This window comes from Pseudomonas sp. LBUM1672, from assembly GCF_059695655.1.
The window spans coordinates 867,630-893,869 of sequence record NZ_CP166781.1 but is presented as its reverse complement, the minus strand read 5'-3'; the positions used below and the strand labels follow the sequence as shown (position 1 = coordinate 893,869).

The following is a 26,240-nucleotide window of genomic DNA, read 5'->3' as shown; positions in this document are numbered from 1 at the left end:
CAAATGCAGGTGTGCGGGTGACGGGAACGCCTTTGATGCCTTGGGTTGCCTCACGCCATGGCCCTATAATCGGGCCACTTTGTTTGTGGAGCCCGTTATGCCGAATCTACGTCTCGCCGATTTGACCGCCGAAATCGAAGCCAACGTGCGCCGTGCGTTGCTCGAAGACATCGGCAGCGGCGACATCACCGCGCAGCTCATCCCCGCCGAACGCCTGGCCAAAGCCACCATCATCACCCGCGATGCCGCGGTCATTGCCGGCACCGCATGGGTCGATGCCGTTTTCCGGCAGCTTGATCCACGGGTCGCGGTGCACTGGCAGGTGCGCGATGGCGAACGAGTGAATCCCAATCAGGCGCTGTTCCACCTCGAAGGCCCGGCACGGTCACTGCTGACCGGTGAACGCTGCGCACTGAATTTCCTGCAATTGCTCTCGGGCGTGGCCACTCGCGCGCAATACCTGGCGGACTTTGTCGCCGAGACTCAGGTGAAGCTGCTCGACACCCGTAAAACCCTGCCAGGGCTGCGTCTGGCGCAGAAGTACGCCGTGACCTGCGGCGGTTGCCACAACCACCGCATCGGTCTGTACGACGCCTTCCTGATCAAGGAAAACCACATCGCCGCCAGCGGTGGCATTCCTGAAGCCATTAACGCTGCGCACAAGATCGCCCCGGGCAAGCCGGTGGAGATTGAAGTGGAAAGCCTGGATGAGCTCAAGGAAGCCCTGGCGGCGGGTGCAGACATCATCATGCTCGATGAGCTGAGCCTGGAGGACATGCGTGAAGCGGTGCGCCTCAACGGCGGCAAGGCAAAACTGGAAGCCAGCGGCGGTATCAACGAAAGCACGCTGCTGCCGATCGCCGAAACCGGGGTGGATTACATTTCGATTGGTGCAATGACCAAGGATGTGAAGGCTGTCGACCTGTCGATGCGTCTGAGCCTCTGAGCTCTGAGCTCTGAGCCTCTGAGAATGAAAAAACGCCAGCCTCATTGAGGCTGGCGTTTTTGTCACACCACCAGATTGTTCATCTCGCAGTATTCTTCCCACTCGACGCCCAACACCTCGGCCGCCTCCTTGTGCAGCACCAGGCGCGCAGCCTCGAACTCTTCAGGGGTCGAGGTGTACTTGAGCGTCAGCTCCCACGGCTGCAAGCCCTGGGATTCCGCCTCATCCTCGAACGCCCACTGGATCTGGTCTTTCTGATCGTCGACGGGCAGGTCCTTGATCTCTTCAGCAAGCTGGGGTGTATCCAGCAGGTACTTTTTCAGCGCTTCTTCGTGTCTGGCTTCTTGAGTCAATTCTTTAACGGTCATGGCGTTCTCGCTGATCTGGGGAATGGAAGATGGATCTGGATCATCAAGGATCTCTCTGACGCAAAAAACCGTTTGAAGCCCGGTTTGTCTGGCCTTCAGAACCATTCGGGGATCATCTGAAAACTGCAAAGTGGTACGTGTGCAACGTTCGAATATAGGACGTTTGCTCGACGATTTATATGGACTTTTACATCAAATCTACAAAAAAACCTTTGATCGGGCTTTCTGAAAATTTCCAGTCGCTACCCGGGAACAACGTTCAAAAGGTAAAGTCATAGCGATGTGCCATCTAGGCACTTCACAAGGAACCCGGTGATGCGCAATTTTTCCAAGCTTTCGTCCATCCTGTCTGCAACCGGCATGGCTGCCCTTCTTCTCGGCAGCCTGGCACTGCCCAACACCGCTCAAGCCAGTCTGGAATACAAACCCGACAGCGCTAATTCTTCCGATAAATTCCTCGTTTTCCACAACTATTACGGCACAAACGTGATGGTCAGATCCGACGTCAGTATCGAGGAGGTGGAAACATTACAAAGAGTTGTAAAAACCAGTACGGCTGATCTGGAAGAGCTGAAGAAAACCGTCACTGCACAGGCGCGGCTCATCGAAGAGTTGAAAAAGAACACGGTGTCCGGTTCGAGCTCGACAGCCAGCGAAGTGGACAAACTCAAGCGCACCGTCAGTGACCAGGAAACGGCGCTGAAAAACCTCGCCAAGGCCATGGACGAACTCAAACGCAGCAGCGGCTCGAGTTCCAGCGCCAGCGCCAGCGCCGGCGAAGTTAATGACCTCAAACGCACGGTCAGTGATCAGAACACCGGTTTGGTAAACCTCGCCAAGGCCGTGGACGAACTCAAACGCAATAGCACCTCGAATTCCAGCTCCAGTTCCAGCGAAGTCAGCGATCTCAAGCGCACGGTCAGCGAACAGGACAACGGACTGAAAAAACTCGCCAGCCAGATGGACGATCTCAAGCGCAGCAGCAACCCGAGTTCCAGCTCGAGTTCTAACTCCAGCGAAGTGAGCGATCTCAAGCGTACGGTGAGTGAACAGGAAAGCGGACTGAAGAAGCTCGCCAGTCAGATGGACGAACTGAAACGCAGCAGCGGTTCGAACTCCAGTTCAAGCTCCAGCTCCAGCGAAGTGAACGACCTCAAGCGCACTGTCAACGAACAGGAAAACGACCTGAAACGGCTTGCCAGCCAAGTGGAAGACCTCAAGCGCAGCGCCGGTTCGAACTCCAGCTCGAGCTCCAGCGACCTGTCCAGCCTTAAGCGGGAAGTCAGCGATCAGGACAATCAACTGGATCAGCTCAAACGCACCGTGGAAGACTTAAGCAGAAAGGTGAAGTAACAGATAATTTTTGCCCGAGACAGGAATCGAACCTGCGACCTTCGCGTTACGAGTGCGCTGCTCTACCAACTGAGCTACACGGGCGGTGAGCTAAACCTAGCACAGCTTTCACGAGTCGCAACCGCAAGTCCGTTTCGGTTAATGGCAGATAAAAAAATGCCCCGCAGTTTTCACTGCGGGGCATTTTTTATAACGTCGAAACGGTCAGGCTGGGGTGATTAAACGCCCGAAGCCTTGGCCGCTGCTACGTCTTTGATGGACAGCTTGATACGGCCGCGGTTGTCCACGTCCAGTACCAGAACTTCCACTTCCTGGCCTTCTTTCAGGATGTCGGTCACTTTTTCAACGCGAGCATCGCTCAGCATCGAGATGTGAACCAGACCGTCCTTGCCTGGCAGGATGTTGACGAATGCGCCGAAGTCGACGATGCGCTCAACCTTGCCGACGTAGATCTTGCCGATTTCAGCTTCTGCGGTGATGCCCAGAACGCGCTGACGTGCTGCTTCAGCCGCTTCCTTGGTTTCGCCGAAGATCTTGATCGAGCCGTCGTCTTCGATGTCGATCGAAGCCTTGGTCTCTTCACAGATCGCACGAATGGTCGCGCCGCCTTTACCGATGACGTCACGGATTTTGTCGGTGTCGATTTTCATCGCGATCATGGTCGGAGCGTTTTCCGACAGTTCGGTACGCGACTGGCCAATGATCTGGTTCATCTGACCGAGGATGTTCAGGCGCGCTTCCAGGGCTTGGCCCAGAGCGATTTCCATGATTTCTTCGGTGATGCCCTTGATCTTGATGTCCATCTGCAGCGCGGTCACACCTTTGGCGGTACCGGCTACTTTGAAGTCCATGTCGCCGAGGTGGTCTTCGTCACCCAGGATGTCGGTCAGGACGGCGAATTTCTCGCCTTCTTTAACCAGACCCATCGCGATGCCGGCAACCGGAGCTTTCATCGGAACGCCGGCGTCCATCAGTGCCAGAGAAGCGCCGCAGACCGAAGCCATGGAGCTCGAACCGTTGGATTCGGTGATTTCCGATACAACACGGATGGTGTACGGGAACACGTCAGCGGCAGGCAGCATGGCTGCAATCGAACGACGAGCCAGACGGCCGTGACCGATTTCGCGACGACCAGCGCCACCCATGCGACCACACTCACCTACCGAGAACGGAGGGAAGTTGTAGTGCAGCATGAACGGGTCTTTTTTCTCGCCTTCCAGGGTGTCCAGCAGCTGTGCGTCACGGGCGGTGCCCAGTGTTGCAACGACCAGAGCCTGGGTTTCGCCACGGGTGAACAGAGCCGAACCGTGAGTCTTCGGCAGAACGCCAACTTCGATGTTCAGCGGACGTACGGTCTTGGTGTCGCGGCCGTCGATACGCGGCTTGCCGTTTACGATGTTTTCGCGAACGGTGCGGTATTCGATTTCGCCGAAAGCAGCTTTGACTTCGCTGGAGGAAGGCTGGCCTTCTTCACCGGACAACTTGGCAACCACCTGGTCTTTCAGTTCGCCCAGACGAGCGTAACGGTCAGCCTTGATGGTGATGGTGTAAGCCTGGGAGATCGCGTCGCCGAACTCGGCACGGATGGCGCCCAGCAGAGCAGTGGCTTCTGGCTGTGGAGCCCAGGTCCAGGTCGGCTTGGCAGCTTCAGCGGCCAGTTCTTTCACGGCGTTGATCACAACCTGGAACTCGTCGTGAGCAAACAGTACCGCGCCCAGCATCTGGTCTTCGGTCAGCTCTTTGGCTTCCGATTCAACCATCAGAACAGCTTCCGAAGTACCGGCAACGACCATGTCCAGGCTCGAAGCTTTCTGTTGTTCGTAAGTCGGGTTCAGCAGGTAGCCGGTGCTTTCGTGGAACGCAACGCGGGCAGCGCCGATCGGGCCATCGAAAGGAATGCCGGAGATGGCCAGCGCAGCCGAGGTACCGATCATCGCAGCGATGTCCGGATCGGTCTTCTTGCTGGTGGAAACGACGGTGCAGACAACCTGCACTTCGTTCATGAAGCCTTCTGGGAACAGCGGACGGATCGGACGGTCGATCAGTCGGGAAGTCAGGGTTTCTTTCTCGGAAGGACGGCCTTCACGCTTGAAGAAACCGCCAGGGATCTTACCGGCAGCGTAAGTCTTTTCCTGGTAGTGAACGGACAGAGGGAAGAAGCCCTTGCCTGGATCGGCTTGCTTGGCGCCGACCACAGTCACCAATACGCTGACGTCATCGTCAACGGTGACCAATACTGCGCCGGAGGCCTGACGGGCGATACGGCCAGTCTCGAGGGTAACGGTCGACTGACCGAACTGGAATTTTTTGATTACCGGGTTCACGGTGTCCTACCTTCTTTTGTGGCTCTTGGGGAACTTGTCTTCTTGCGAAATTCTTGGGCAATGTCGGGAATCGGCCCAACGCCTGTCCAGGGTAAAACGACTATCCAGATAAAACTTGAGGCTGGGAGCCTGCCATGTGCCTGCGGGAAACCCGCTGACACACAGCAAACAACCAACCTCTAGCGCAATCGCTTATTAGCGACGCAGACCCAGGCGACCGATCAGAGCCTGGTAACGGCCCAGATCCTTGCCTTTCAGGTAGTCCAGCAGCTTACGGCGCTGGTTTACCATGCGGATCAGACCACGACGGGAGTGGTGATCTTTACCGTTGGCCTTGAAGTGACCTTGCAGCTTGTTGATGTTGTGGGTCAGCAGTGCAACTTGCACTTCTGGCGAACCAGTGTCACCAACAGCTTGCTGGTAGTCAGCTACGATTTGAGCTTTTTCTTGAACGTCGAGAGCCATGAGGCAATCCTTTTATCAGGAAACCATCCAGAGGACGGTTTCAACAGGCCAGGGACAAATCCCTGTATCTAAAAATGAGTAGTGACCGTGCCTGTTGACAGCCACCCTCGTCCGGTCATTCTGACCGAATCAGTCGACGCGGCGCGATGCGCCCGTCTTCGCTCACTTCACCGATACCGATGAAGCGACCGTTGTGATCCTGTACCCGTACCATGCCGAACTTCGGTGCATCCGGGGCTCGTACCGGTTGGCCGTTAAGCCAGTAGAACGAGCTGTGCTCCGAGAACTGCAACAGCGGCCAATCCAGCAGGCCGCTGTCCGATGGCATCAGGAAGCGGTCGACCGCTTCGTTGCCGCCTTCGGCATGTACAGCTTCCAACTCTTCAAGCGTGACCGTCTGCGCCAGCGTGAAAGGCCCGGCCTGGGTACGTCGCAATTCTGCCACGTAAGCGCCACAACCGAGTTGCTCACCGATATCCTCCACCAGGGTGCGAATATAGGTGCCTTTGCTGCAATCCACCGCAAGCCGCGCAGTATCACCCTCAAAGGCCAGCAATTCCAAGCGCGCAATAGTAACAGAACGCGGTTCGCGCTCCACTACTTCGCCTGCACGGGCCAGCTTGTACAGCGGCTGGCCATCACGCTTGAGCGCCGAGTACATCGGCGGTATCTGACTGATTTGCCCGCGAAAATTCGGCAATACAGCTTCGACGTCGGCGCGACCAACGGTCACCGGGCGTTCCTGCAAAACTTCACCCTCGGCATCGGCCGTGGTGGTGGTCTTGCCCAGTTGCGCCACGGTTTCGTAACCCTTGTCGGAATCGAGCAAGTATTGCGAAAACTTGGTGGCCTCACCGAAGCACAACGGCAACACGCCGGTGGCCAGCGGATCGAGACTGCCGGTGTGACCGGCCTTCTCGGCGTTCAGCAACCAGCGAACCTTCTGCAACGCGGCATTGGAGGTAAACCCCAACGGCTTGTCGAGCAGAATGATACCGCTGACGTTACGACGGATACGTTTGACCTGAGCCACCGATTACTCCTTGGCGTCTTCGGGTTCAGCCGCTACCGGGTGCTGATTGTCTTCAGCCACCGCACGCTCGATCAGGGCCGACAGATGCGCACCACGCACGACGCTTTCGTCGTAGTGGAAGTGCAGCTGAGGAACGCTGCGCAACTTCATTTCGCGAGCTAACTGCATACGCAGGAAACCGGCGGCGGAGTTGAGCACCTTGATGCTTTGTGCGATGTCTTCGGCGTTGTCCTGCCCCATCACGGTGATGAAGATCTTGGCGTGACCGACGTCACGGCTGACTTCAACAGCTGTAATGGTGACCAGGCCGACGCGCGGGTCTTTGACTTCACGACGGATCAGCTGTGCCAGCTCACGCTGCATCTGATCGCCAATACGTTGGGTACGGCTGTATTCTTTTGCCATGTCTTGTTACCTGTTACTGCCCCACGGTGAAACCCGAGGGGTCTGAAAGCGGCAAACGCCCGGCCTGACAAAAGCCAGACCGGGCGTTGCGTTTAGAGTCCTGACGCTGTGCCGCGCATTTGCATGCGGCGGCTTGGCGTGGCCCTTGAAGTGCGCGAGTTAGAGGCTGCGAGCAACCTGAACCTTCTCGAAGACTTCGATCTTGTCACCGACTTTGACGTCGTTGTAGCTCTTCACGCCGATACCGCATTCCATGCCGGCACGTACTTCGGAAGCGTCATCCTTGAAGCGGCGCAGAGATTCCAGCTCGCCTTCGAAGATAACGATGTCTTCACGCAGTACACGGATTGGACGGTTACGGTGAACAACACCTTCGATAACCATGCAACCGGCGATCGCGCCAAACTTCGGCGAACGGAACACGTCACGCACTTCAGCGGTACCCAGGATGTTCTCGCGAACATCGCTGCCCAGCATACCGGTGAGGGCTTTCTTGACGTCTTCGATGATGTCGTAGATCACGTTGTAGTAACGCATATCCAGACCTTCCTGCTCGACGATCTTGCGAGCGCCAGCATCGGCACGCACGTTGAAGCCAAACAGTACAGCATTGGAGGCCAGTGCCAGGTTAGCGTCGGACTCGGTGATACCACCGACACCGCCACCGACAACACGCACTTGCACTTCGTCGTTACCCAGGCCGTTCAAGGCACCGTTCAACGCTTCCAGCGAACCACGGACGTCAGATTTGAGGACGATGTTGAGCGTCTTCTTCTCTGCCTGGCCCATGTTTTCGAAGATGTTTTCCAGCTTGCCGGCGTGAGCGCGAGCCAGTTTGACTTCGCGGAACTTGCCTTGACGGAACAGAGCCACTTCACGGGCTTTCTTCTCGTCCGACAGCACGCTCATCTCGTCGCCAGCGTCCGGAGTACCGTCCAGGCCGAGGATCTCGACAGGGATGGAAGGACCGGCTTCTTTGATTGGCTTGCCGTTCTCGTCGAGCATGGCACGTACACGGCCATAGTTCGAACCGACCAGCACCATGTCGCCTTGGCGCAGGGTACCGTCTTGAACCAGAACGGTTGCAACCGGGCCACGACCTTTGTCGAGACGCGATTCAACTACAACACCACGGCCAGGAGCCGAAGGCGTCGCTTTCAGTTCCAAAACTTCGGCTTGCAGCAGAACAGCTTCGAGCAACTCGTCCACGCCGGTACCGACTTTCGCCGAAACCGATACGAACGGGGTGTCACCACCCCACTCTTCAGAAGTCACGCCGTGAACCGACAGTTCGCTACGGATGCGATCGAGATCGGCGCCCGGCTTGTCGATTTTGTTCACAGCAACTACCAGTGGAACACCGGCGGCCTTGGCGTGCTGGACAGCTTCAATGGTCTGCGGCATCACGCCGTCGTCCGCTGCAACTACCAGGATCACGATGTCAGTCGCCTTGGCACCACGGGCACGCATTGCGGTAAACGCAGCGTGACCCGGGGTATCGAGGAAAGTGACCATGCCGCGATCAGTTTCAACGTGGTACGCACCGATGTGCTGGGTGATACCGCCGGCTTCGCCAGCAGCTACCTTGGCACGACGGATGTAGTCGAGCAGCGAGGTCTTACCGTGGTCAACGTGGCCCATTACGGTCACAACCGGTGCACGGGAGAACGACTCACCTTCAAACTTCAGGGACTCGGCCAGGGAATCTTCCAGGGCAGTGTCACTAACCAGGGTCACTTTGTGGCCCAGCTCTTCAGCAACCAGTTGGGCAGTTTCCTGATCCAGTACCTGGTTGATGGTCGCCGGGGTACCCAGTTTGAACATGAACTTGATGATTTCAGCAGCCTTGACCGACATCTGCTGGGCGAGATCGCCAACAGTGATGGTCTCGCCGATCTGCACATCACGCACGACAGGACCGGTTGGGTTCTGGAAACCGTGAGCGTTGCGTTTCTTCAGCTTGGCCTTGCCGCGACCACCACGACGGAAGCCATCGCTTTCTTCGTCGGTAGTACGTGGCGCAACACGTGGAGCAGGCGCTTTCTCTTTAACCGAAGCACGATGTGGAGCGTTTTTGCGCTCACCATCGCCACTGCCACGACGATTGTTATCGTCGGCACGTGGTTTGTCCGGACGGCGCTGTTCGTTCTGCTTGTTGCGAACGTCAGCAGACGGAGCTGGAGCAGCGGCTACAACCGGTGCGCTTTCGCGTACTGGTTCGGCAACTGCAGCAGGCGCTGCAACGGCGTCGTTAGTAGCGGATTGCGCAGCAGCAGGCTGGCGACGCGCTTCTTCTTCGGCGCGACGCTTGGCTTCTTCTTCAGCCTTCTGACGAGCAGCATTTTCTACTGCGCGACGTTCGTCCAGTTCGCGTTTGCGCTCGGCTTCGATTTCTTCCGGGCTGCGCTGTACGAAAACTTTCTTTTTACGGACTTCAACACTGATGCTTTTGCTGCCAGCAACACGCAGGGTGCTGGTGGTTTTACGCTGCAGTGTGATCTTGCGTGGTTCTTCCACTTTCGCCTTGTGGCTGCTTTTCAAGTGAGTCAGCAAAGATTGCTTCTCACTGTCAGTCACATGTTCTTCGGCGGCGGTGTGCGGCAGACCTGCCTCACGCATCTGCTGCAACAGGCGCTCTACCGGTGTTTTGACCTCATCGGCCAGTTGTTTCACCGTGACTTGCGTCATGCACTTCTCTCCTCAGGCCGCGCCTAATTACTCGAACCAGTGGGCTCGGGCGGCCATGATCAACTTGCCGGCACGATCATCGTCAATGCCGTCGATGTCGAGCAGATCGTCAATAGACTGCTCGGCCAGGTCTTCGCGGGTAATTACGCCGCGCACCGCCAGTTCCATCGCCAGATCCTTGTCCATACCCTCAAGCGAGAGCAGGTCTTCGGCCGGATGGGCGTCTGCCAGCTTTTCCTCAGTAGCGATGGCTTTGGTCAACAAACGATCCTTGGCGCGAGCGCGAAGCTCGTTGACGGTTTCTTCGTCAAAGCCGTCGATGTTGAGCATTTCTTCCAACGGTACGTAGGCAATCTCTTCCAGGCTGGTGAAGCCTTCATCTACCAGCACCTGTGCCAGGTCTTCGTCGACTTCCAGCTCGTCGATGAAGTTGCGCAGGATGTCGCCGGTTTCTGCTTGCTGCTTAGCCTGGATGTCCGATTCGGTCATCACGTTCAGGGTCCAGCCAGTCAATTGGCTAGCCAGACGCACGTTCTGACCACCGCGACCGATGGCCTGAGCCAGATTGTCTGCGCCAACGGCGATGTCCATTGCATGGGCATCTTCGTCAACGATAATTGCCGCAACCTCAGCCGGGGACATGGCGTTGATTACGAACTGAGCCGGGTTGTCGTCCCACAGGACGATATCAACACGCTCACCGCCCAACTCACCCGACACTGCCTGGACGCGCGAACCGCGCATACCGATGCAAGCGCCTTGCGGGTCGATGCGTTTGTCTTTCGAGCGGACCGCGATCTTGGCGCGCGAACCCGGATCACGGGACGCAGCCATTACTTCGATCAGGCCTTCAGCGATTTCCGGCACTTCGATGCGGAACAACTCGATCAGCATTTCCGGCGCGGTACGCGACAGGATCAGCTGCGGGCCGCGGTTCTCGGTGCGGATTTCCTTGAGCAGCGCACGCAAACGCACGCCAACCCGGAAGGTTTCGCGAGAAATGATGTCTTCACGAGCCAGCAACGCTTCAGCGTTGTTGCCCAGGTCGACGATCACGTTGTCGCGGGTGACTTTCTTCACGGTGCCGGAGATGATTTCCCCCAGGCGCTCGCGATAGGCATCAACGACTTGAGCGCGCTCGGCTTCGCGAACTTTCTGCACGATGACTTGCTTGGCAGTCTGTGCAGCAATGCGGCCGAACTCGATGGATTCGATTTTCTCTTCGACTACATCACCTACCTGGGCACCCGGGTGCGTTTCCGCAACCTTGCTCGGCCAGGTTTCGATGGCCGGATCATCCAGGTCTGCTTCTTCGACGACCGTCCAGCGACGGAAGGTCTCGTAAGCACCGGTGTGGCGATTGATTTCCACACGCAGATCGACTTCGTCCTCGAAACGCTTTTTGGTAGCAGTGGCCAGAGCCAGCTCCAGCGCTTCAAAAATTACGTTTGCCGGTACGCCCTTTTCATTGGATACCGACTCAACAACCAGCAGTACTTCTTTGCTCATCGTACGCCTCGCCTTTCGCAAGCCATTGGATCCGCGGGATCCGCGTCTCAGTCAAAACTGGGAATAATGTTGGCCTTGTCGATCATATCGATCGGCAACAGGAACTCATGGTCTTCTACCTGCACCACGACGTCCTGCTCTTCTACACCGCGCAGAAGGCCCTGAAAGTTGCGTCGTCCTTCAAAAGGCGAGCGCAGCTTGATCTTCACTTGTTCACCGGCAAATTTTGCAAACTGCTCAATAGTGAACAGTGGGCGTTCCATGCCAGGCGAGGAAACTTCAAGGGTGTATTCAACGGCGATTGGATCTTCAACATCCAGGACACCGCTGATCTGACGGCTGACGATGGCACAATCGTCCACCAGCACACCGCCCTCTTTATCAATATAAACGCGCAACATTGAGTGGCGACCTTGAGCCGAAAACTCAATACCCCAGCATTCATAGCCCAGGGCCACGACCACCGGGGCCAACAAGGCCTGCAACTCTTCTAGCTTGCTCGACACCTGAACCCCCTCGTGCATGTATGTGCATGCTATGCAAAATAAAAAAATGGGCGAAACGCCCATCCTTGAAACGCCGTCGAACAGCGGCGTAGAAAGTGTCCAGCTAACAAAAAGCCCCTTAAAAGGGGCTCCTTAAACTGGTTGCGGGGGCCGGATTTGAACCGACGACCTTCGGGTTATGAGCCCGACGAGCTACCAGACTGCTCCACCCCGCGACAAAGCTGGGGCGGAAGTATACGACCGATCCCTGACAGGGTCAATGTAACCTTCCACCTACAAGAAAGCCCGCAACAGCGGGCTCTCCTGATAATTGGTACCGAGAAGGGGACTCGAACCCCTACACCCTATGGGCACAACCACCTCAAGGTTGCGTGTCTACCAATTCCACCACCTCGGCAATACTACGTTTGAAACCCTTCTTACTTTTGCTCTTGAGCTGGAGGCACGTCAGTCGCTGGAGTAGCCGACTTTTGCTCTTGAAGCACCGGTACATCATCAGAAGCCGGTTGTTGCTTTGGAACTTCCAACACTGCCGGGTTTGGCAAACCTACCTGAGTCAGCTGTTGAGCTTTCTCTTTAGCAAAGTAACCTAACCCCAAGCTGGTTATGAAGAAACCGGCGGCAAGTATAGCAGTAAACTTACTAAGAAAGGTAGAGGAACCTTGGCTTCCGAACACAGTATTTGAAGCACCTGCTCCGAAAGACGCGCCAGCATCCGCACCTTTACCCTGCTGCAGCAATACCAGAGCAACTACGCCCAATGCACCCAGCAGATGAAAAACGACTACGACTGTTTCCAGCATTTTTTCAGTTTCCCGCGGCGCGACAGATCGCACCGAACTCATCTGCATTCAGGGAAGCTCCACCAATGAGCCCCCCATCGATATCCGGCATGCCGAACAGTTCGACCGCATTGGCCGCCTTCACGCTGCCGCCGTATAGAAGCCGCACACCTTGTGCGACTTCAGAATTCTCTGCCGCCAACTGAGCGCGGATGGCTGCATGCACATCCTGCGCTTGTTGCGGCGAAGCAGTCAGCCCGGTGCCAATGGCCCAGACCGGCTCGTAAGCAATCACTGCATTTGCAAAGGCACCGACACCCAGCTCTTCTATGATACTGCCTAGCTGACGCCCGACAACCTCAAGAGTTTTCCCGGCTTCGCGCTGCTCAAGGGTTTCCCCTATGCACAACACCGGAATCAAGCCACATGCCTGTGCCGCCGCGAACTTGCGAATCAGCACACCGTCCTGCTCGCCCATAATCTGGCGGCGTTCGGAGTGCCCGACAAGAACCAGGGAACAACCTGCATCCACCAACTGACTCGGTGCAACTTCACCGGTCAAAGCGCCTTGCATGGATTCCACCGCAGAGTTCTGCGCGCCGATCGAAATCGACTTACCGTCCAAACCATCAATCACTTGATTGATATGCAAGAAAGGCGGGAATACCGCTACATCAACACCGCTCGGCAAGGCCAGATGACGAAGGCCATTGATCAGCTCAGCGACGCTGGCGCGGGTACCGTGCATCTTCCAGTTACCAGCTACCATAGGGCGACGCATGCTGTACCTCGTCGGTCAAAGTGGGCGCAGATGTTACCCAACACAATCATGGCTGGCAAGCCGAATTCAGGCAGAAACTTCAGTAACCAGTTTTGCCAGCTCTTCGGCGTAACCGCGAACCTGTGTTTCGTCCTCGCCTTCAACCATCACCCGCACCAGTGGCTCTGTCCCGGACTTGCGCAACAGCACGCGCCCACGACCAGCCATAGCCTCGGTGACACGGGCGCTGGCTTCCTTGACTGCCGGATGGTCGAGCGGACTCGCACCACCGCCGAAACGGACATTGATCAGCACCTGAGGGCACTTGCGCAACGCTTGACGAGCCTGCGCCAGACCTTCGGAACGAGTCTTCAGCGCCATCAGCACCTGGAGTGCAGCGATGATCGCATCACCTGTGGTGGTGTGATTGAAGCAGACGATATGACCCGAGTTCTCACCACCTACCAACCAGTTGCGCTCCAGCAGGTCGGCGATCACATAACGGTCGCCGACGTTGGCACGCACAAAAGGAATCGATAGATCCGCCAGAGCCAATTCCAGCCCCAGGTTACTCATCAATGTGCCGACCACACCGCCTTGCAGTTTGTCGCGCTCATGCAGATCGCGGGCAATGATGTACAGCAGCTCGTCACCATCAACAATGGCGCCAGTGTGATCGACCATCAGGACGCGATCACCGTCACCATCGAAGCCAATACCCAGATCGGCGTGCTCGGCCAATACGGCAGCCTGCAATGGGCCCATATGGGTCGAACCACAATTGTCATTGATGTTCAGGCCGTCAGGCTGGGCGGAAAGCACAACGACTTCGGCACCCAGCTCGCGGAAAACGCTAGGTGCAACCTTGTAGGTCGCGCCATGAGCGCAGTCGATCACTATCTTCAGGCCAGAGAAGTTGGTACCGGTCGGTACGCTGCTCTTGCAAAATTCGATATAGCGGCCAGAGGCGTCGTTGATTCGCGACACTTTACCTATCTTGCTCGACTCAACGACGGTCATCGGGGTGTCGAGCAACTCTTCGATCATCAGTTCGACTTCGTCCGGCAGCTTGGTGCCCTTTCCGGAAAAGAACTTGATGCCGTTGTCGTCGTGAGGATTGTGCGAGGCACTGATCACGATACCGGCTTCAGCATGAAAGGTGCGCGTCAGGTAGGCGATCGCCGGCGTCGGCATCGGGCCCAACAGCATCACGTCAGCACCTGCCGACGTCAGCCCGGCCTCGAGCGCGGACTCGAACATGTAACCGGAAATCCGGGTGTCCTTGCCAACCAACACCTTGCAGGCGCCCATTTTTCGGAACGCCATGCCTGCGGCCCAACCAAGCTTGAGCATGAAATCAGGAGTAATCGGGTATTCGCCGACCCGACCACGAATACCGTCGGTGCCAAAATATTTTTTGCTCATAAGTGCTCCATCATTCTTATTCGGCTGATTCCACTGCGGCGATCATCCGCACCACGTCCACTGTTTCGGCTACATCATGGACGCGCAATATACGCGCACCCTTGGCCGAAGCCAGCGCCGCGAGCGCCAGACCGCCAAACAGGCGTTCTCCAACCGGGCGATTCAAGGCCTGACCTATCATGCTCTTTCGCGAAACCCCGACCAAGAGGGGCCGCCCCAAGAGATGCAGGGCTTCCATATGTTTGAACAAGCTTAGATTGTGCTGCAAGGTTTTCGCGAATCCAAAGCCAGGATCAAGAATAATCCGCTCGGCCGGAATTCCCGCTAACGCACATTGGGCCATGCGCTCAGAGAGAAACTCGCCGACCTCTTTGGTCACGTCCCCGTAGTGCGGATTATCCTGCATGTCACCCGGTTCACCGAGCATATGCATCAGACACACCGGCAATCCGGTGGCGGCTGCCGCATCCAGAGCACCGTCTCGACGTAGCGAGCGCACATCATTGATCAAACCCGCCCCGAGCCGTGCGGTTTCGCGCATGACTGCGGGAGTGGAAGTATCGACCGAAATAATGACATCCAACTCGCGACTGATGCGTTCAACGATAGGCGCTACGCGCTCCAGCTCCTCAAGAGGCGAAACCGCCCTTGCTCCGGGCCGCGTCGATTCGCCACCGACATCTATCAGCGTGGCGCCCGCCGCAACCATCGACTCGGCGTGGCGCAAGGCCGCATCGAGCTGGCTGTATCGGCCGCCATCAGAAAAGGAATCGGGAGTGACATTGAGAATGCCCATGACATGCGTCTGGGCCAAATCAAGAACCCGGTTGCCGCAAGGCAACCGGGTTGAGGACTGAACAGAAGTCATTTCAAACCTTAGACGTCAGCAGCCGGACCGCCGATCGGTGTTTCCGGACGCTCATCCTGCACCACCGGAGGTGTCCCGGAAGTACCGGTGCCACCGCCCGACCAATCGCGTGGTTCGCGAGGCGTACGACCGGCCATGATGTCATCGATCTGATCGGCATCGATCGTCTCGTATTTCATCAAGGCGTCAGCCATGGCGTCGAGCTTGTCACGGTTATCCGTGAGGATCTGTTTGGCCGTGCCGTAGCACTGGTCAATGATGCTGCGCACTTCGGAGTCGATCAGCTTGGCTGTCTCACCGGAGAAGCTCGCACCCTGACCACCGCCGCCGCGACCGAGGAACACTTCGCCCTCTTCTTCGGCATACATCAACGGACCGAGTTTTTCCGACAGCCCCCACTTGGTCACCATGTTCCGCGCAATCTGGCTGGCGCGCATGATGTCGTTGGACGCGCCGGTGGTAACACCGTCGAAGCCCAAGGTCATTTCTTCAGCGATACGGCCACCGTACAGCGAGCAGATCTGGCTGATCAGTGCACGCTTGGACAGGCTGTAGCGATCTTCTTCCGGCAGGAACATGGTCACACCCAGCGCACGACCACGCGGGATAATCGACACCTTGTAGACCGGATCATGCTCTGGCACGACACGACCGACGATAGCGTGGCCTGCTTCGTGATAAGCGGTGTTCTGTTTCTCTTTTTCGGACATGACCATGGATTTGCGCTCAGCGCCCATCATGATCTTGTCCTTGGCCAGCTCGAATTCTTTCATTTCGACGATGCGCTTGCCGGTACGGGCTGCGAACAATGAAGCTTCGTTCACCAGGTTAGCCAGGTCCGCACCGGAGAAACCAGGGGTACCACGTGCGATCACTGCAGGAGCGACGTCGTCACCCATTGGCACTTTGCGCATGTGAACCTTGAGAATCTGTTCACGACCACGAATATCCGGCAGCCCGACCACAACCTGACGGTCGAAACGGCCTGGACGCAGCAACGCAGGATCCAGTACGTCAGGACGGTTGGTTGCGGCGATGACGATGATGCCGTCATTCATTTCAAAGCCATCCATCTCAACCAGCAATTGGTTGAGCGTCTGCTCGCGCTCGTCGTGACCGCCACCCATGCCGGCGCCACGGTGGCGACCGACGGCGTCGATTTCATCGATGAAGATGATGCATGGCGCGTGTTTCTTAGCCTGCTCGAACATGTCGCGAACACGACTGGCACCGACACCGACGAACATCTCGACGAAATCGGAACCGGAAATGGTAAAGAACGGCACTTTGGCTTCGCCGGCAATCGCCTTGGCCAGCAAGGTTTTACCGGTACCCGGAGGCCCCACCATCAGCACGCCGCGTGGAATGCGGCCGCCCAGGCGCTGGAACTTGCCCGGATCACGCAGGAACTCGACCAGCTCACCCACTTCTTCCTTGGCTTCGTCGCAACCGGCAACGTCACCCAAGGTGGTTTTCACCTGATCTTCGGAGAGCAGGCGCGCCTTGCTCTTGCCGAAGCTCATCGGCCCGCCCTTGCCGCCTGCACCGCCCTGCATCTGCCGCATGAAGAACATGAACACGGCGATGATCACCAGGATCGGGAAGCTTGCAACGAGGAGTTGAGTCCAGATGCTTTGCTGCTCAGGCTGCTTGCCTTCGACCACAACGTGGTTATCCACGAGGTCGCCGATCAGACCGTTATCCTGGATGGCAGGACGAATGGTCTTGAAGCTGTCGCCATCGTTGCGTTTGCCGGTAATCACATAGCCGTCAACCGCTACGCGCTCGACCTTGCCATCCTTGACCTGCTGGATGAAGTCGGAATAGTTGAGGGTCTGCGGCTCGTTAGGGCTGGAGAAGTTGTTCATCACTGTCACCAGGACAGCCGCGATGATCAACCACAGGATCAGATTCTTTGCCATATCGTTCAATTAACTACCCTCTGAAGCAAGCTCCGCTAATGGCGCGCGCTTCGCATGATATTCACCGGCCTAACTTACTACATTACCTACGACTCTGGCAGGCGCCGTCTGTAACCCTTTGTGAAACACTTTCTACACAATATTCGCTAATGCTCACGGGGCGAAATACGAAAAACCTATCGACCCGCAAAAAAACCTCGATTTACTCACTACGGCCGCGGTAGCCCCAAGCCAGCATGTATTGCTCGCGGGAACTGCCACGGGAAGAGTCCGGCTTGATCATCTGGACCTTGTCGAATTTCTGACGAGCGTCCTTCACGTAAGCATCAAACCCTTCGCCCTGAAACACCTTGATCACGAAATTACCACCCGGCTTGAGTATCCGAGCCGCCAGATCAAGAGCCAGCTCACATAGAAACATGGCCTTTGGCATGTCCACCTCAGGCGTACCACTCATATTGGGGGCCATATCGGAAATCACAAGGTCCACCTGCGAATTACCCACGGCTTCGAGGATCTGAGCGAGCACTTCGTCCTGGGTGAAGTCACCCTGGATGAAAGTCACGTCCGGAATGCTGTCCATTTCCAGGATGTCCGAGGCGATTAGACGCCCCTGACCACCGATCAGCCGACTAGTGACCTGCGACCAGCCGCCGGGCGCCGCTCCCAGATCGACAACGCTCATACCCGGACGGATCAGTTTGTATTTCTCCTGGACCTCCAGAAGCTTGTAACTCGCACGCGAACGATAACCATCCTTCTGCGCCTGCTTCACATAGGGATCATTGACATGTCTTTGCAGCCATTTAAGGCTTGTCTTGGAACGGGCCACGGGCCACCTCGAAAATAAAACGGGTCGTGATTAACTGGGCGGTCCGGGACTCGCTCGGGTAAACTGGCCGCCGCTTTTTACAAGATCAGACGCAGGGGTCAGATTATGCCGCTCACTCAAGAGCAGAAGAAACAGTACAAATCCATTGGCCACCATCTGAAACCAGTTTTGATTGTGGCTGACAACGGTTTGACTGAAGGTGTGTTAGCCGAACTTGAACGCGCTTTGGCGGATCACGAGCTGATTAAAATCAAGCTCAACATCCTCGATCGCGAGTCGCGCCTGGCGAACATTGCAGAACTGTGCAAGGTCGGCAAAGCGGACCTGGTTCAGGTCATCGGCAAGATGGCACTGATTTATCGCAAGAACTTCAGCGTCAACAAGCAGCTGTCGAACGTTCATCGCTTCAAGTGATGGCAAGGGTCAAGGGTGTGCTTCGCGCACCCTGCCACTCCATCCAGGCACCGGCTGCAACACCAGCACCAGCCCGGAAAGCCCCAGAACCAGATAGCTGAACACCTGCCAACGCACTGCATCCGGCCAACCGACTCGCACCGCGAAAAACATCCCGCACGCATACAGTGCCATCAGCAGCATTTGCCCGCGAATATCGCGCCATAGACTGGCAAGGCCCTCGGCCTGAACCAGCACCAAAGCCTGAAAAATCACGCACGCTGTGGCGAATCCCACCATCAGCGTATTCAGCACGCCTGCAATTTCGTCGATCAGCAGCGGCGCCAGGCCTATCTGGCCCAGCACCGGCAGCAGACCAATGTGTAACAGCCACAAGCCACCCACCCATAACATCTGGGCCAGCTGCCAAAGCATGGCGCCCGCACGGAGCGGGCGCCGTCTTTCAGATGTGGCGGACTTCGACAATCTCGTACTCGATAACGCCACCCGGCGTTTTCACGGCAACCACATCACCCTCTTCCTTGGCGATCAAGGCGCGGGCCAGTGGAGAGCCGACCGAAATCTTGCCGAGTTTGAAGTCAGCCTCATCCTCACCCACGATGTGGTAAGTGACGCTTTCATCAGTCTCGACGTTGGCGATTTCAACGGTAGTGCCGAAAATCACTTTGCCGGTGTGAGGAATGGTCGTGACGTCGATGATGACCTGATTCTGAATCCGGCCCTCGATGTCACGAATCCGCGCCTCAACCATCCCCTGCTGCTCGCGGGCCGCGTGGTATTCGGCGTTTTCCTTCAAGTCACCCAACTCGCGGGCCGTGCCGATATCCTGGCTGAGCTTCGGACGGACGACCTTGGTCAGGTGAGCGTGTTCTTCTTCCAGGGCTTTCGCGCCCTGGACGGTCATTGGGTACTTGATCATGCCTTCAATCCTGCGTGTAGATCCTGCAAGCGGCGCACGGTCTTCTCGGGACCGAACTTCAGCGCTTCGCAGATGGCTTCGCCAGCAGCAATGGTGGTGGTGCAGTAGATCTTGTGCTGCAAGGCATTACGACGAATGGAGTACGAGTCGGCGATCGACTGACGACCTTCGGTGGTGTTGATGATCAGGGTGACTTCGTCATTCTTGATCATGTCGACCACGTGCGGACGACCTTCAGTCACCTTGTTCACACGACGCACTTTCAGGCCTGCCGCTTCGATCAGCTTGGCAGTCCCGGCAGTGGCGACCACTTCGAAGCCCAAGTTGATCAGATCACGGGCCACGCCTGCAACCAGTGGCTTGTCATCATCGCGCACGCTGATGAACGCGGTGCCGCCGGTCGGCAGCACTTCGCTGGCGCCCATCTGGGCCTTGGCGAACGCTTCGCCGAAGGTGTCGCCCACGCCCATCACTTCACCGGTGGACTTCATCTCTGGGCCCAGGATCGGGTCCACACCAGGGAATTTGGCGAATGGGAACACCGCCTCTTTCACGCTGTAGAAGTTCGGAATGATTTCTTTGGTGAAGCCGATTTCTTTCAGGGTTTTACCGGCCATGACGCGAGCCGCGATCATTGCCAGGGAAACACCGATGCACTTGGACACGAACGGTACGGTACGGGAAGCGCGCGGGTTGACTTCGATGACGTAGATGTCTTCGCCTTGCAGCGCCAACTGAACGTTCATCAGGCCGACAACGCCCAGTTCCAGGGCCATTTTCTTGACCTGTTCGCGCATTTCGTCCTGGATGTGCGCCGGCAGCGAGTACGGCGGCAGGGAGCATGCGGAGTCACCTGAGTGAACGCCGGCCTGCTCGATGTGCTGCATGATCGCGCCGATCACCACGTCGGTGCCGTCGCAGACCGCATCCACGTCCATTTCGATGGCGCAGTTGAGGAAGTGGTCAAGCAGCACCGGGCTGTCGTTGGATACTTTCACCGCGTCACGCAGGTAGCGCTTGAGCTCTTCTTCTTCGTAGACGATTTCCATCGCGCGGCCGCCCAGTACGTAGGACGGACGAACCACCAGCGGGTAACCGATCTTGGCAGCGGCACGAATTGCTTCGTCTTCGCTGCGCACGGTGGCGTTTGGCGGCTGACGCAGGTTCAGGCGCTCAACCATTTGCTGGAAGCGCTCACGGTCTTCGGCTCGGTCGATGGCGTCAGGGCTGGTGCCGATGATCGGTACGCCGGCTTCTTCCAGGGCACGCGCCAGTTTCAGCGGGGTTTGGCCGCCATACTGGACGATCACACCTTTTGGCTTCTCGACTCGGCAGATTTCCAGCACGTCTTCCAGGGTCACTGGCTCGAAGTACAGGCGATCAGAGGTGTCGTAGTCGGTGGAAACGGTTTCCGGGTTGCAGTTGACCATGATGGTCTCGTAACCGTCTTCGCGCAGGGCCAGTGCCGCGTGTACGCAGCAGTAGTCGAACTCGATGCCCTGGCCGATACGGTTTGGACCGCCGCCGAGGATCATGATCTTGTCGCGACCCGACGGCGCTGCTTCGCACTCTTCCTCGTAAGTCGAGTACATGTAGGCGGTGTCGGTGGCGAACTCGGCCGCGCAGGTGTCAACGCGCTTGTAGACCGGGAAGATCTCGAGCTTGTGACGGTGGCGACGCAGAGCTTTCTCGGTCACGCCCAGCAGCTTGGCCAGACGCATGTCGGAGAAGCCTTTGCGCTTGAGCTTGAACATCAGGTCGCGGTCGATGCTGGCCAGACCCAGGGTCTTGACCTTCTCTTCGTCCTTGATCAGATCTTCGATCTGCACCAGGAACCACGGGTCGATCATGTTCATGCCGAAGATGTCTTCGACCGACAGGCCCGCGCGGAACGCGTCAGCCACGTACCAGATACGCTCGGCGCCCGGCACGGTCAGCTCGCGCTTGAGGATGCTCATGCTTTCCGGATTGCTCAGGTCGAGCTTCTCGTCCAGGCCGCAAACGCCTACTTCCAGACCGCGCAGGGCTTTCTGCAGGGACTCCTGGAAGGTCCGGCCGATGGCCATGACTTCACCGACCGACTTCATTTGAGTGGTCAGGCGCGCGTCGGCTTTCGGGAATTTCTCGAAGGCGAAGCGTGGCAGCTTGGTCACGACGTAGTCGATCGACGGCTCGAAGGAGGCCGGAGTGGCGCCGCCGGTGATTTCGTTCTGCAGTTCGTCCAGGGTGTAGCCGATCGCCAGCTTGGCAGCGATACGCGCAATCGGGAAACCAGTGGCTTTCGAGGCCAGTGCCGAAGAGCGGGATACCCGCGGGTTCATCTCGATGACCACCATGCGACCAGTGTCCGGGCAGATGCCGAACTGGACGTTGGAGCCGCCGGTTTCCACGCCGATCTCACGCAGCACCGCCAGGGAGGCGTTACGCATGATCTGGTATTCCTTGTCCGTCAGGGTTTGTGCCGGAGCAACGGTGATCGAGTCACCGGTGTGCACGCCCATCGGGTCAAAGTTTTCGATGGAGCAGACGATGATGCAGTTGTCCTTCTTATCGCGGACAACCTCCATCTCGTACTCTTTCCAGCCGATCAGGGATTCGTCGATCAGCAGCTCTTTGGTCGGCGACAGATCGAGACCACGGGCGCAGATTTCTTCGAACTCTTCGCGGTTGTAAGCGATACCGCCACCGGTGCCGCCCATCGTGAAGGAAGGACGGATGATGCATGGGAAGCCGAGCTTTTCGAGGACCGCGTTAGCCTCTTCCATGCTGTGGGCGATACCCGAACGCGGGCAGTCCAGGCCGATGGATTTCATCGCCTTGTCGAAACGCGAGCGGTCTTCAGCTTTGTCGATGGTGTCAGCGTTGGCGCCGATCATCTCTACGCCGAACTTCTCCAGAACGCCTTCGCGCTCCAGATCCAGTGCGCAGTTCAGAGCGGTCTGACCACCCATGGTCGGCAGCAGCGCGTCCGGACGCTCTTTCTCGATGATCTTGGCAACGGTCTGCCACTTGATCGGCTCGATGTAGGTGGCGTCGGCCATGTCCGGGTCGGTCATGATGGTCGCCGGGTTGGAGTTCACCAGGATGACGCGGTAACCCTCTTCGCGCAGGGCTTTGCAGGCCTGGGCGCCGGAGTAGTCGAATTCGCAGGCCTGGCCGATCACGATCGGGCCAGCGCCGAGAATCAGGATGCTTTTTATGTCTGTACGTTTTGGCATGGGTTTGTCACTCAAATCCGCAGGTCAGTCGGCAAGCCGTCTTGTTCTATCTGTGAAGCCTTGAGGGGGGCCGCCGGTTTTCGGGACCGCCCCTCAAGCTATGCAACATCAAGGCGAGCGATTAGCGTCGCTTGGCCATTTCGTTGATGAAGCGATCGAACAATGGCGCTACGTCGTTCGGGCCAGGGCTGGCTTCAGGGTGACCCTGGAAGCTGAAGGCGCTCTTGTCGGTGCGCTCGATGCCTTGCAGGGTGCCGTCGAACAGCGATTTGTGAATCGCGCGAACGTTGGCTGGCAAGGTCGCCTCGTCTACCGCAAAACCGTGGTTCTGGCTGGTGATCATTACCACACCGCTGTCCAGATCCTGGACCGGGTGGTTGGCACCGTGGTGGCCATGGCCCATTTTCAGGGTCTTGGCGCCGGAGGCCAGGGCCAGCAGTTGGTGGCCGAGGCAGATGCCGAATACCGGAATCTCGGTTTCGAGCACGTCCTTGATCGCCTGGATCGCGTAGTCGCAAGGCTCCGGGTCACCAGGGCCGTTGGACAAGAACACGCCATCCGGCTTCATCGCCAGGACATCGGCGGCCGGGGTTTGCGCCGGCACCACGGTCACGCGGCAACCGCGCTCGACCAGCATGCGCAAAATGTTCAGCTTGACGCCGTAGTCGTAGGCCACCACGTGGTATGGCAGCTCGGACGCGTCGATGGTCGCGTGGCTGTCGGTTTTCAGGTCCCAGACAGTTGAGCGCCATTCGTACTGCTCTTTGGTGCTGACGACTTTCGCCAGGTCCATGCCTTTGAGACCAGGGAAACCCTGGGCTGCGGCGATGGCGGCTTCTTCGGAGATGTTGTCACCGGCCATGATGCAGCCGTTCTGCGCGCCTTTCTCACGCAGGATGCGTGTCAGGCGACGGGTGTCGATACCGGCGATGGCCACAACGTTGTTGGCTTTCAGGTAATCGGACAGGGACATCGTGTTACGCCAGTTGCTCGCAACCAGCGGCAGGTCACGGATGACCAGGCCAGCGGACCATACGCGGTCGGACTCGGCGTCTTCCGGCGTGGTGCCGGTGTTGCCGATGTGCGGGTAAGTCAGGGTAACGATCTGTTGGGCGTAGGAAGGATCGGTAAGGATTTCCTGATAGCCGGTCATGGCGGTGTTGAACACCACCTCACCAACGGTTTGACCGTCGGCTCCAATTGCTTCGCCGCGAAAAATGCTGCCATCAGCAAGGGCGAGTATGGCTGGCTTAGTCAAGAAGACCTCCCGTAAATAAAGCCTGAAAGGGCGATCGCAGGTGTAAAAAAGCGGAGTGACGTATGGACACGTCACCCCGCTCATTCACTGAATTATTCTGCGCGCTTTTAGTGAACACACTAAAGCTGTAGCTTACAGAAAAAGGCATTTTTGGTCTACCGCCAATGAGCCTTAAAGGCCGGAGAATGCGACAGGACGTCGCTTGGCGGAGTAAAACCGGGCTCAAACGCTGTGTTTGAACCCGATTTCAGGCACTTCTTAACGAAGGTCGAGCACGTCTTGCATGTCATAAAGGCCAGGCTCGCGACCGTCCAGCCACAAAGCGGCACGTACCGCACCCTTGGCGAAGGTCATGCGACTGGACGCCTTGTGCGTGATCTCGACACGCTCACCTTCGGCGGCGAACAGCACGGTGTGATCACCGACGATGTCACCGGCACGCACCGTGGCGAAGCCGATGGTTTCGCGAGCACGGGCACCGGTCTGACCTTCACGACCGTAGACCGCCACCTTCTTCAAATCACGCCCCAGCGCATCGGCAATCACTTCACCCATGCGCACGGCCGTACCGGACGGCGCATCGACTTTATGCCGGTGGTGGGCTTCAGTGATTTCGATATCGACATCATCACCCAGCACGCGAGCAGCGGTGTCGAGCAGCTTCAGGCACAGATTGACGCCGACACTGAAGTTGGCCGCAAAGACGATCGGAATGTCCTTGCCCGCTTCCGCCAGCAGCTGCTTCTCTTCAACGCTGAAACCGGTGGTACCGATGATCATCGCTTTATGATGCTTGCGGCAGAACGCGAGGTTCTTCAGGGTCACCGTCGGGTGCGTGAAGTCGATCAGCACGTCGAACTCGTCGACCACGCGATCCAGATCACCCGACAACGGCACACCGATACGACCCAGCGCAGCCAGTTCGCCAGCATCCGCACCGACCAGCGAACTGTCCGGACGATCAATGGCCGCCGTAAGACCCGCGCCCGGCTGCTGCTGCACGGCTTCGATCAGGGTTTTGCCCATGCGCCCGGCGGCGCCCATCACTGCAATACGTCGCATGCCTGTCTCCTTACAAATCGCCGAAGAAGCGCTTCACGCCTTCGAACCAACCGGTGGTTTTCGGCGAATGGCTGTTGTCGTCCGCCAGCGAGCTGCGGAACTCTTCCAGTAACTCGCGCTGACGACGGCCCAGGTTGACCGGGGTTTCGACCGCCACACGGCACATCAAGTCACCGGCACCGCCGCCACGCACGGGCGCAACGCCTTTGCCACGAACACGGAACTGCTTGCCGGTTTGAGTACCCTCAGGGATTTTCAGTTTGACTCGACCATCAAGGGTCGGAATCTCCAGCTCGCCGCCCAGCGCAGCATCAACAAAACTGATCGGCACTTCGCAGAACAGATGCTTGCCGTCGCGCTGGAAGATCGCGTGCTCGCGCACATTGATCACCACGTACAGGTCGCCCGTCGGACCGCCCTGCGCACCCGCCTCGCCTTCGCCGGACAGACGAATGCGGTCACCGGTATCGACACCGGCCGGCACTTTCACCGAGAGGGTTTTGTACTCTTCTACACGGCCTTCGCCGTTGCAGGAGTTGCACGGGTCGGAAATGATTTTGCCTTGGCCATGGCAACGCGGGCAGGTCTGCTGCACCGAGAAGAAGCCCTGCTGCATGCGCACCTGGCCGATACCGCCGCACGTCGGGCAGGTGACCGGCGAGGAGCCCTTCTTGGCGCCCGAGCCGTCGCATGGCTTGCAGTTGACCAGTGTCGGAACGCGGATATTCACGGTCGTGCCGCGCACCGCCTCTTCCAGGTTCAGCTCCAGGGTGTAGCGCAAGTCGCTGCCGCGCTGGGCGCCGCCACGAGAACCGCCGCGACCGCCACCGAAGAAGTCGCTGAAGACATCACCAAAGATGTCGGAGAAGTTCTGACCGCCAAACCCGGCACCGCCGCCACCCATGCTCGGGTCGACGCCGGCATGACCGTACTGGTCGTACGCCGCGCGCTTGCTGGAATCGGACAGCACTTCGTAGGCCTCGTTGGCCTCTTTGAACATCTCTTCCGACGCTTTGTCGTCAGGATTACGGTCCGGGTGGTGCTTCATCGCCAGGCGACGGTAGGCCTTTTTCAGGTCCGCTTCGCTTGAGCCACGCTCAACACCCAATACTTCGTAATAGTCACGCTTTGCCATAAGTCTTTGCACTCTTAAGGACGTTCGGCAAACCCCTCCTGAGCCTCG

Annotated in this window: 23 protein-coding genes and 3 tRNA genes; 3 read left to right on the top strand and 23 right to left on the bottom strand. The window is 57.8% G+C overall.

The annotated features are described in order from the left end of the window. Positions 1–97: 97 nt before the first annotated feature. Positions 98–946, top strand: coding sequence for a carboxylating nicotinate-nucleotide diphosphorylase (gene nadC / locus ACA053_RS03930; RefSeq protein WP_497315532.1), 849 nt, complete (start codon positions 98–100; stop codon positions 944–946). A gap of 62 nt (positions 947–1,008) precedes the next feature. Here nadC and ACA053_RS03925 read toward each other — a convergent pair whose 3' ends face one another. After that, a complete protein-coding gene (locus ACA053_RS03925) occupies positions 1,009–1,314 on the bottom strand; it encodes a DUF6388 family protein (protein ID WP_497315530.1) in 306 nt (101 codons plus the stop codon). Between the two features lie 315 nt (positions 1,315–1,629). On the opposite strand from ACA053_RS03925, the gene ACA053_RS03920 reads away from it, so the two are divergent. After that, positions 1,630–2,667: a hypothetical protein gene (locus ACA053_RS03920; RefSeq protein ID WP_497394591.1), complete on the top strand. Its 1,038-nt coding sequence runs from the start codon at positions 1,630–1,632 to the stop codon at positions 2,665–2,667. 11 nt (positions 2,668–2,678) lie between these two features. Here the strand turns inward: ACA053_RS03920 and ACA053_RS03915 are convergent. From ACA053_RS03915 to rlmE, 16 genes are all read right to left on the bottom strand, one after another. Continuing rightward, positions 2,679–2,751, bottom strand: a tRNA-Thr gene (locus ACA053_RS03915). A gap of 134 nt (positions 2,752–2,885) precedes the next feature. After that, complete coding sequence (gene pnp / locus ACA053_RS03910; protein WP_010463478.1) at positions 2,886–4,991, bottom strand: polyribonucleotide nucleotidyltransferase; 2,106 nt, start codon at positions 4,989–4,991, stop codon at positions 2,886–2,888. Positions 4,992–5,186: 195 nt separating this feature from the next. Further along, positions 5,187–5,456: a 30S ribosomal protein S15 gene (gene rpsO / locus ACA053_RS03905; RefSeq protein ID WP_003176135.1), complete on the bottom strand. Its 270-nt coding sequence runs from the start codon at positions 5,454–5,456 to the stop codon at positions 5,187–5,189. A 115-nt stretch (positions 5,457–5,571) separates the two neighbouring features. Next, positions 5,572–6,489, bottom strand: coding sequence for a tRNA pseudouridine(55) synthase TruB (gene truB / locus ACA053_RS03900; protein ID WP_109627915.1), 918 nt, complete (start codon positions 6,487–6,489; stop codon positions 5,572–5,574). Positions 6,490–6,492: 3 nt separating this feature from the next. Beyond that, entirely contained in the window at positions 6,493–6,894 is a 402-nt protein-coding gene (gene rbfA / locus ACA053_RS03895; RefSeq protein WP_007942872.1) for a 30S ribosome-binding factor RbfA, read from the bottom strand. A 159-nt stretch (positions 6,895–7,053) separates the two neighbouring features. Further along, positions 7,054–9,582: a translation initiation factor IF-2 gene (infB, locus tag ACA053_RS03890; RefSeq protein ID WP_109627914.1), complete on the bottom strand. Its 2,529-nt coding sequence runs from the start codon at positions 9,580–9,582 to the stop codon at positions 7,054–7,056. 27 nt (positions 9,583–9,609) lie between these two features. Next, on the bottom strand, positions 9,610–11,091 hold the full coding sequence (nusA, locus tag ACA053_RS03885) for a transcription termination factor NusA (RefSeq protein ID WP_008024459.1): 1,482 nt from the start codon (positions 11,089–11,091) through the stop codon (positions 9,610–9,612). Positions 11,092–11,138: 47 nt separating this feature from the next. Then, positions 11,139–11,597 carry a ribosome maturation factor RimP gene (rimP, locus tag ACA053_RS03880; protein WP_010463487.1) on the bottom strand — a complete coding sequence of 153 codons (459 nt, stop codon included), beginning with the start codon at positions 11,595–11,597 and terminating at the stop codon, positions 11,139–11,141. 138 nt (positions 11,598–11,735) lie between these two features. Beyond that, positions 11,736–11,812: transfer RNA gene (locus ACA053_RS03875), tRNA-Met, on the bottom strand. A gap of 96 nt (positions 11,813–11,908) precedes the next feature. Further along, positions 11,909–11,994, bottom strand: a tRNA-Leu gene (locus ACA053_RS03870). Positions 11,995–12,016: 22 nt separating this feature from the next. Next, positions 12,017–12,400, bottom strand: a complete 384-nt coding sequence (gene secG / locus ACA053_RS03865) for a preprotein translocase subunit SecG (protein WP_010463489.1) — start codon at positions 12,398–12,400, stop codon at positions 12,017–12,019. A gap of 4 nt (positions 12,401–12,404) precedes the next feature. Then, positions 12,405–13,160, bottom strand: coding sequence for a triose-phosphate isomerase (tpiA, locus tag ACA053_RS03860; RefSeq protein WP_497394590.1), 756 nt, complete (start codon positions 13,158–13,160; stop codon positions 12,405–12,407). Between the two features lie 66 nt (positions 13,161–13,226). Then, positions 13,227–14,564, bottom strand: a complete 1,338-nt coding sequence (gene glmM / locus ACA053_RS03855; RefSeq protein ID WP_109627912.1) for a phosphoglucosamine mutase — start codon at positions 14,562–14,564, stop codon at positions 13,227–13,229. A 16-nt stretch (positions 14,565–14,580) separates the two neighbouring features. Continuing rightward, a complete protein-coding gene (folP, locus tag ACA053_RS03850; RefSeq protein WP_497394589.1) occupies positions 14,581–15,432 on the bottom strand; it encodes a dihydropteroate synthase in 852 nt (283 codons plus the stop codon). 8 nt (positions 15,433–15,440) lie between these two features. Further along, the gene (gene ftsH / locus ACA053_RS03845) at positions 15,441–17,354 is read right to left on the bottom strand and encodes an ATP-dependent zinc metalloprotease FtsH (protein WP_109627910.1); all 1,914 of its coding nucleotides are present in this window, start codon (positions 17,352–17,354) and stop codon (positions 15,441–15,443) included. A 202-nt stretch (positions 17,355–17,556) separates the two neighbouring features. After that, positions 17,557–18,186, bottom strand: coding sequence for a 23S rRNA (uridine(2552)-2'-O)-methyltransferase RlmE (gene rlmE / locus ACA053_RS03840; protein ID WP_008005470.1), 630 nt, complete (start codon positions 18,184–18,186; stop codon positions 17,557–17,559). 105 nt (positions 18,187–18,291) lie between these two features. Between rlmE and ACA053_RS03835 the strand changes: the two genes are divergently transcribed. After that, positions 18,292–18,600, top strand: coding sequence for a YhbY family RNA-binding protein (locus tag ACA053_RS03835; protein WP_008057408.1), 309 nt, complete (start codon positions 18,292–18,294; stop codon positions 18,598–18,600). A 9-nt stretch (positions 18,601–18,609) separates the two neighbouring features. On the opposite strand, the gene ACA053_RS03830 is transcribed toward ACA053_RS03835, so the two are convergent. The 6 genes from ACA053_RS03830 to dnaJ form a co-directional block, all read right to left on the bottom strand. Then, positions 18,610–19,014 (bottom strand): MFS transporter, encoded by a 405-nt coding sequence (locus ACA053_RS03830; protein ID WP_497318173.1) that lies wholly within the window; start codon positions 19,012–19,014, stop codon positions 18,610–18,612. A 28-nt stretch (positions 19,015–19,042) separates the two neighbouring features. Beyond that, positions 19,043–19,519 carry a transcription elongation factor GreA gene (gene greA, locus ACA053_RS03825; RefSeq protein WP_010463507.1) on the bottom strand — a complete coding sequence of 159 codons (477 nt, stop codon included), beginning with the start codon at positions 19,517–19,519 and terminating at the stop codon, positions 19,043–19,045. Continuing rightward, on the bottom strand, positions 19,516–22,737 hold the full coding sequence (gene carB, locus ACA053_RS03820; RefSeq protein WP_497315519.1) for a carbamoyl-phosphate synthase large subunit: 3,222 nt from the start codon (positions 22,735–22,737) through the stop codon (positions 19,516–19,518). Before carB ends, greA begins: the two co-directional genes overlap by 4 nt. Positions 22,738–22,858: 121 nt before the next feature. Then, on the bottom strand, positions 22,859–23,995 hold the full coding sequence (gene carA, locus ACA053_RS03815; RefSeq protein WP_045060050.1) for a glutamine-hydrolyzing carbamoyl-phosphate synthase small subunit: 1,137 nt from the start codon (positions 23,993–23,995) through the stop codon (positions 22,859–22,861). Between the two features lie 258 nt (positions 23,996–24,253). Next, on the bottom strand, positions 24,254–25,057 hold the full coding sequence (gene dapB, locus ACA053_RS03810) for a 4-hydroxy-tetrahydrodipicolinate reductase (RefSeq protein WP_497394588.1): 804 nt from the start codon (positions 25,055–25,057) through the stop codon (positions 24,254–24,256). A gap of 10 nt (positions 25,058–25,067) precedes the next feature. Then, positions 25,068–26,192 (bottom strand): molecular chaperone DnaJ, encoded by a 1,125-nt coding sequence (gene dnaJ / locus ACA053_RS03805; protein WP_109627906.1) that lies wholly within the window; start codon positions 26,190–26,192, stop codon positions 25,068–25,070. Positions 26,193–26,240 lie beyond the last annotated feature (48 nt).

Bases quoted from the DNA above. Each gene is read 5' to 3' on its own strand.
- infB (WP_109627914.1), bottom strand. From the start codon at position 9,582: ATGACGCAAGTCACGGTGAAACAACTGGCCGATGAGGTCAAAACACCG.
- dapB (WP_497394588.1), bottom strand. From the start codon at position 25,057: ATGCGACGTATTGCAGTGATGGGCGCCGCCGGGCGCATGGGCAAAACC.
- ACA053_RS03830 (WP_497318173.1), bottom strand. From the start codon at position 19,014: ATGCTTTGGCAGCTGGCCCAGATGTTATGGGTGGGTGGCTTGTGGCTG.
- rpsO (WP_003176135.1), bottom strand. From the start codon at position 5,456: ATGGCTCTCGACGTTCAAGAAAAAGCTCAAATCGTAGCTGACTACCAG.
- nusA (WP_008024459.1), bottom strand. From the start codon at position 11,091: ATGAGCAAAGAAGTACTGCTGGTTGTTGAGTCGGTATCCAATGAAAAG.
- carB (WP_497315519.1), bottom strand. From the start codon at position 22,737: ATGCCAAAACGTACAGACATAAAAAGCATCCTGATTCTCGGCGCTGGC.
- greA (WP_010463507.1), bottom strand. From the start codon at position 19,519: ATGATCAAGTACCCAATGACCGTCCAGGGCGCGAAAGCCCTGGAAGAA.
- folP (WP_497394589.1), bottom strand. From the start codon at position 15,432: ATGACTTCTGTTCAGTCCTCAACCCGGTTGCCTTGCGGCAACCGGGTT.
- ftsH (WP_109627910.1), bottom strand. From the start codon at position 17,354: ATGGCAAAGAATCTGATCCTGTGGTTGATCATCGCGGCTGTCCTGGTG.
- dnaJ (WP_109627906.1), bottom strand. From the start codon at position 26,192: ATGGCAAAGCGTGACTATTACGAAGTATTGGGTGTTGAGCGTGGCTCA.
- ACA053_RS03925 (WP_497315530.1), bottom strand. From the start codon at position 1,314: ATGACCGTTAAAGAATTGACTCAAGAAGCCAGACACGAAGAAGCGCTG.
- glmM (WP_109627912.1), bottom strand. From the start codon at position 14,564: ATGAGCAAAAAATATTTTGGCACCGACGGTATTCGTGGTCGGGTCGGC.
- rbfA (WP_007942872.1), bottom strand. From the start codon at position 6,894: ATGGCAAAAGAATACAGCCGTACCCAACGTATTGGCGATCAGATGCAG.
- nadC (WP_497315532.1), top strand. From the start codon at position 98: ATGCCGAATCTACGTCTCGCCGATTTGACCGCCGAAATCGAAGCCAAC.
- ACA053_RS03835 (WP_008057408.1), top strand. From the start codon at position 18,292: ATGCCGCTCACTCAAGAGCAGAAGAAACAGTACAAATCCATTGGCCAC.
- secG (WP_010463489.1), bottom strand. From the start codon at position 12,400: ATGCTGGAAACAGTCGTAGTCGTTTTTCATCTGCTGGGTGCATTGGGC.
- ACA053_RS03920 (WP_497394591.1), top strand. From the start codon at position 1,630: ATGCGCAATTTTTCCAAGCTTTCGTCCATCCTGTCTGCAACCGGCATG.
- tpiA (WP_497394590.1), bottom strand. From the start codon at position 13,160: ATGCGTCGCCCTATGGTAGCTGGTAACTGGAAGATGCACGGTACCCGC.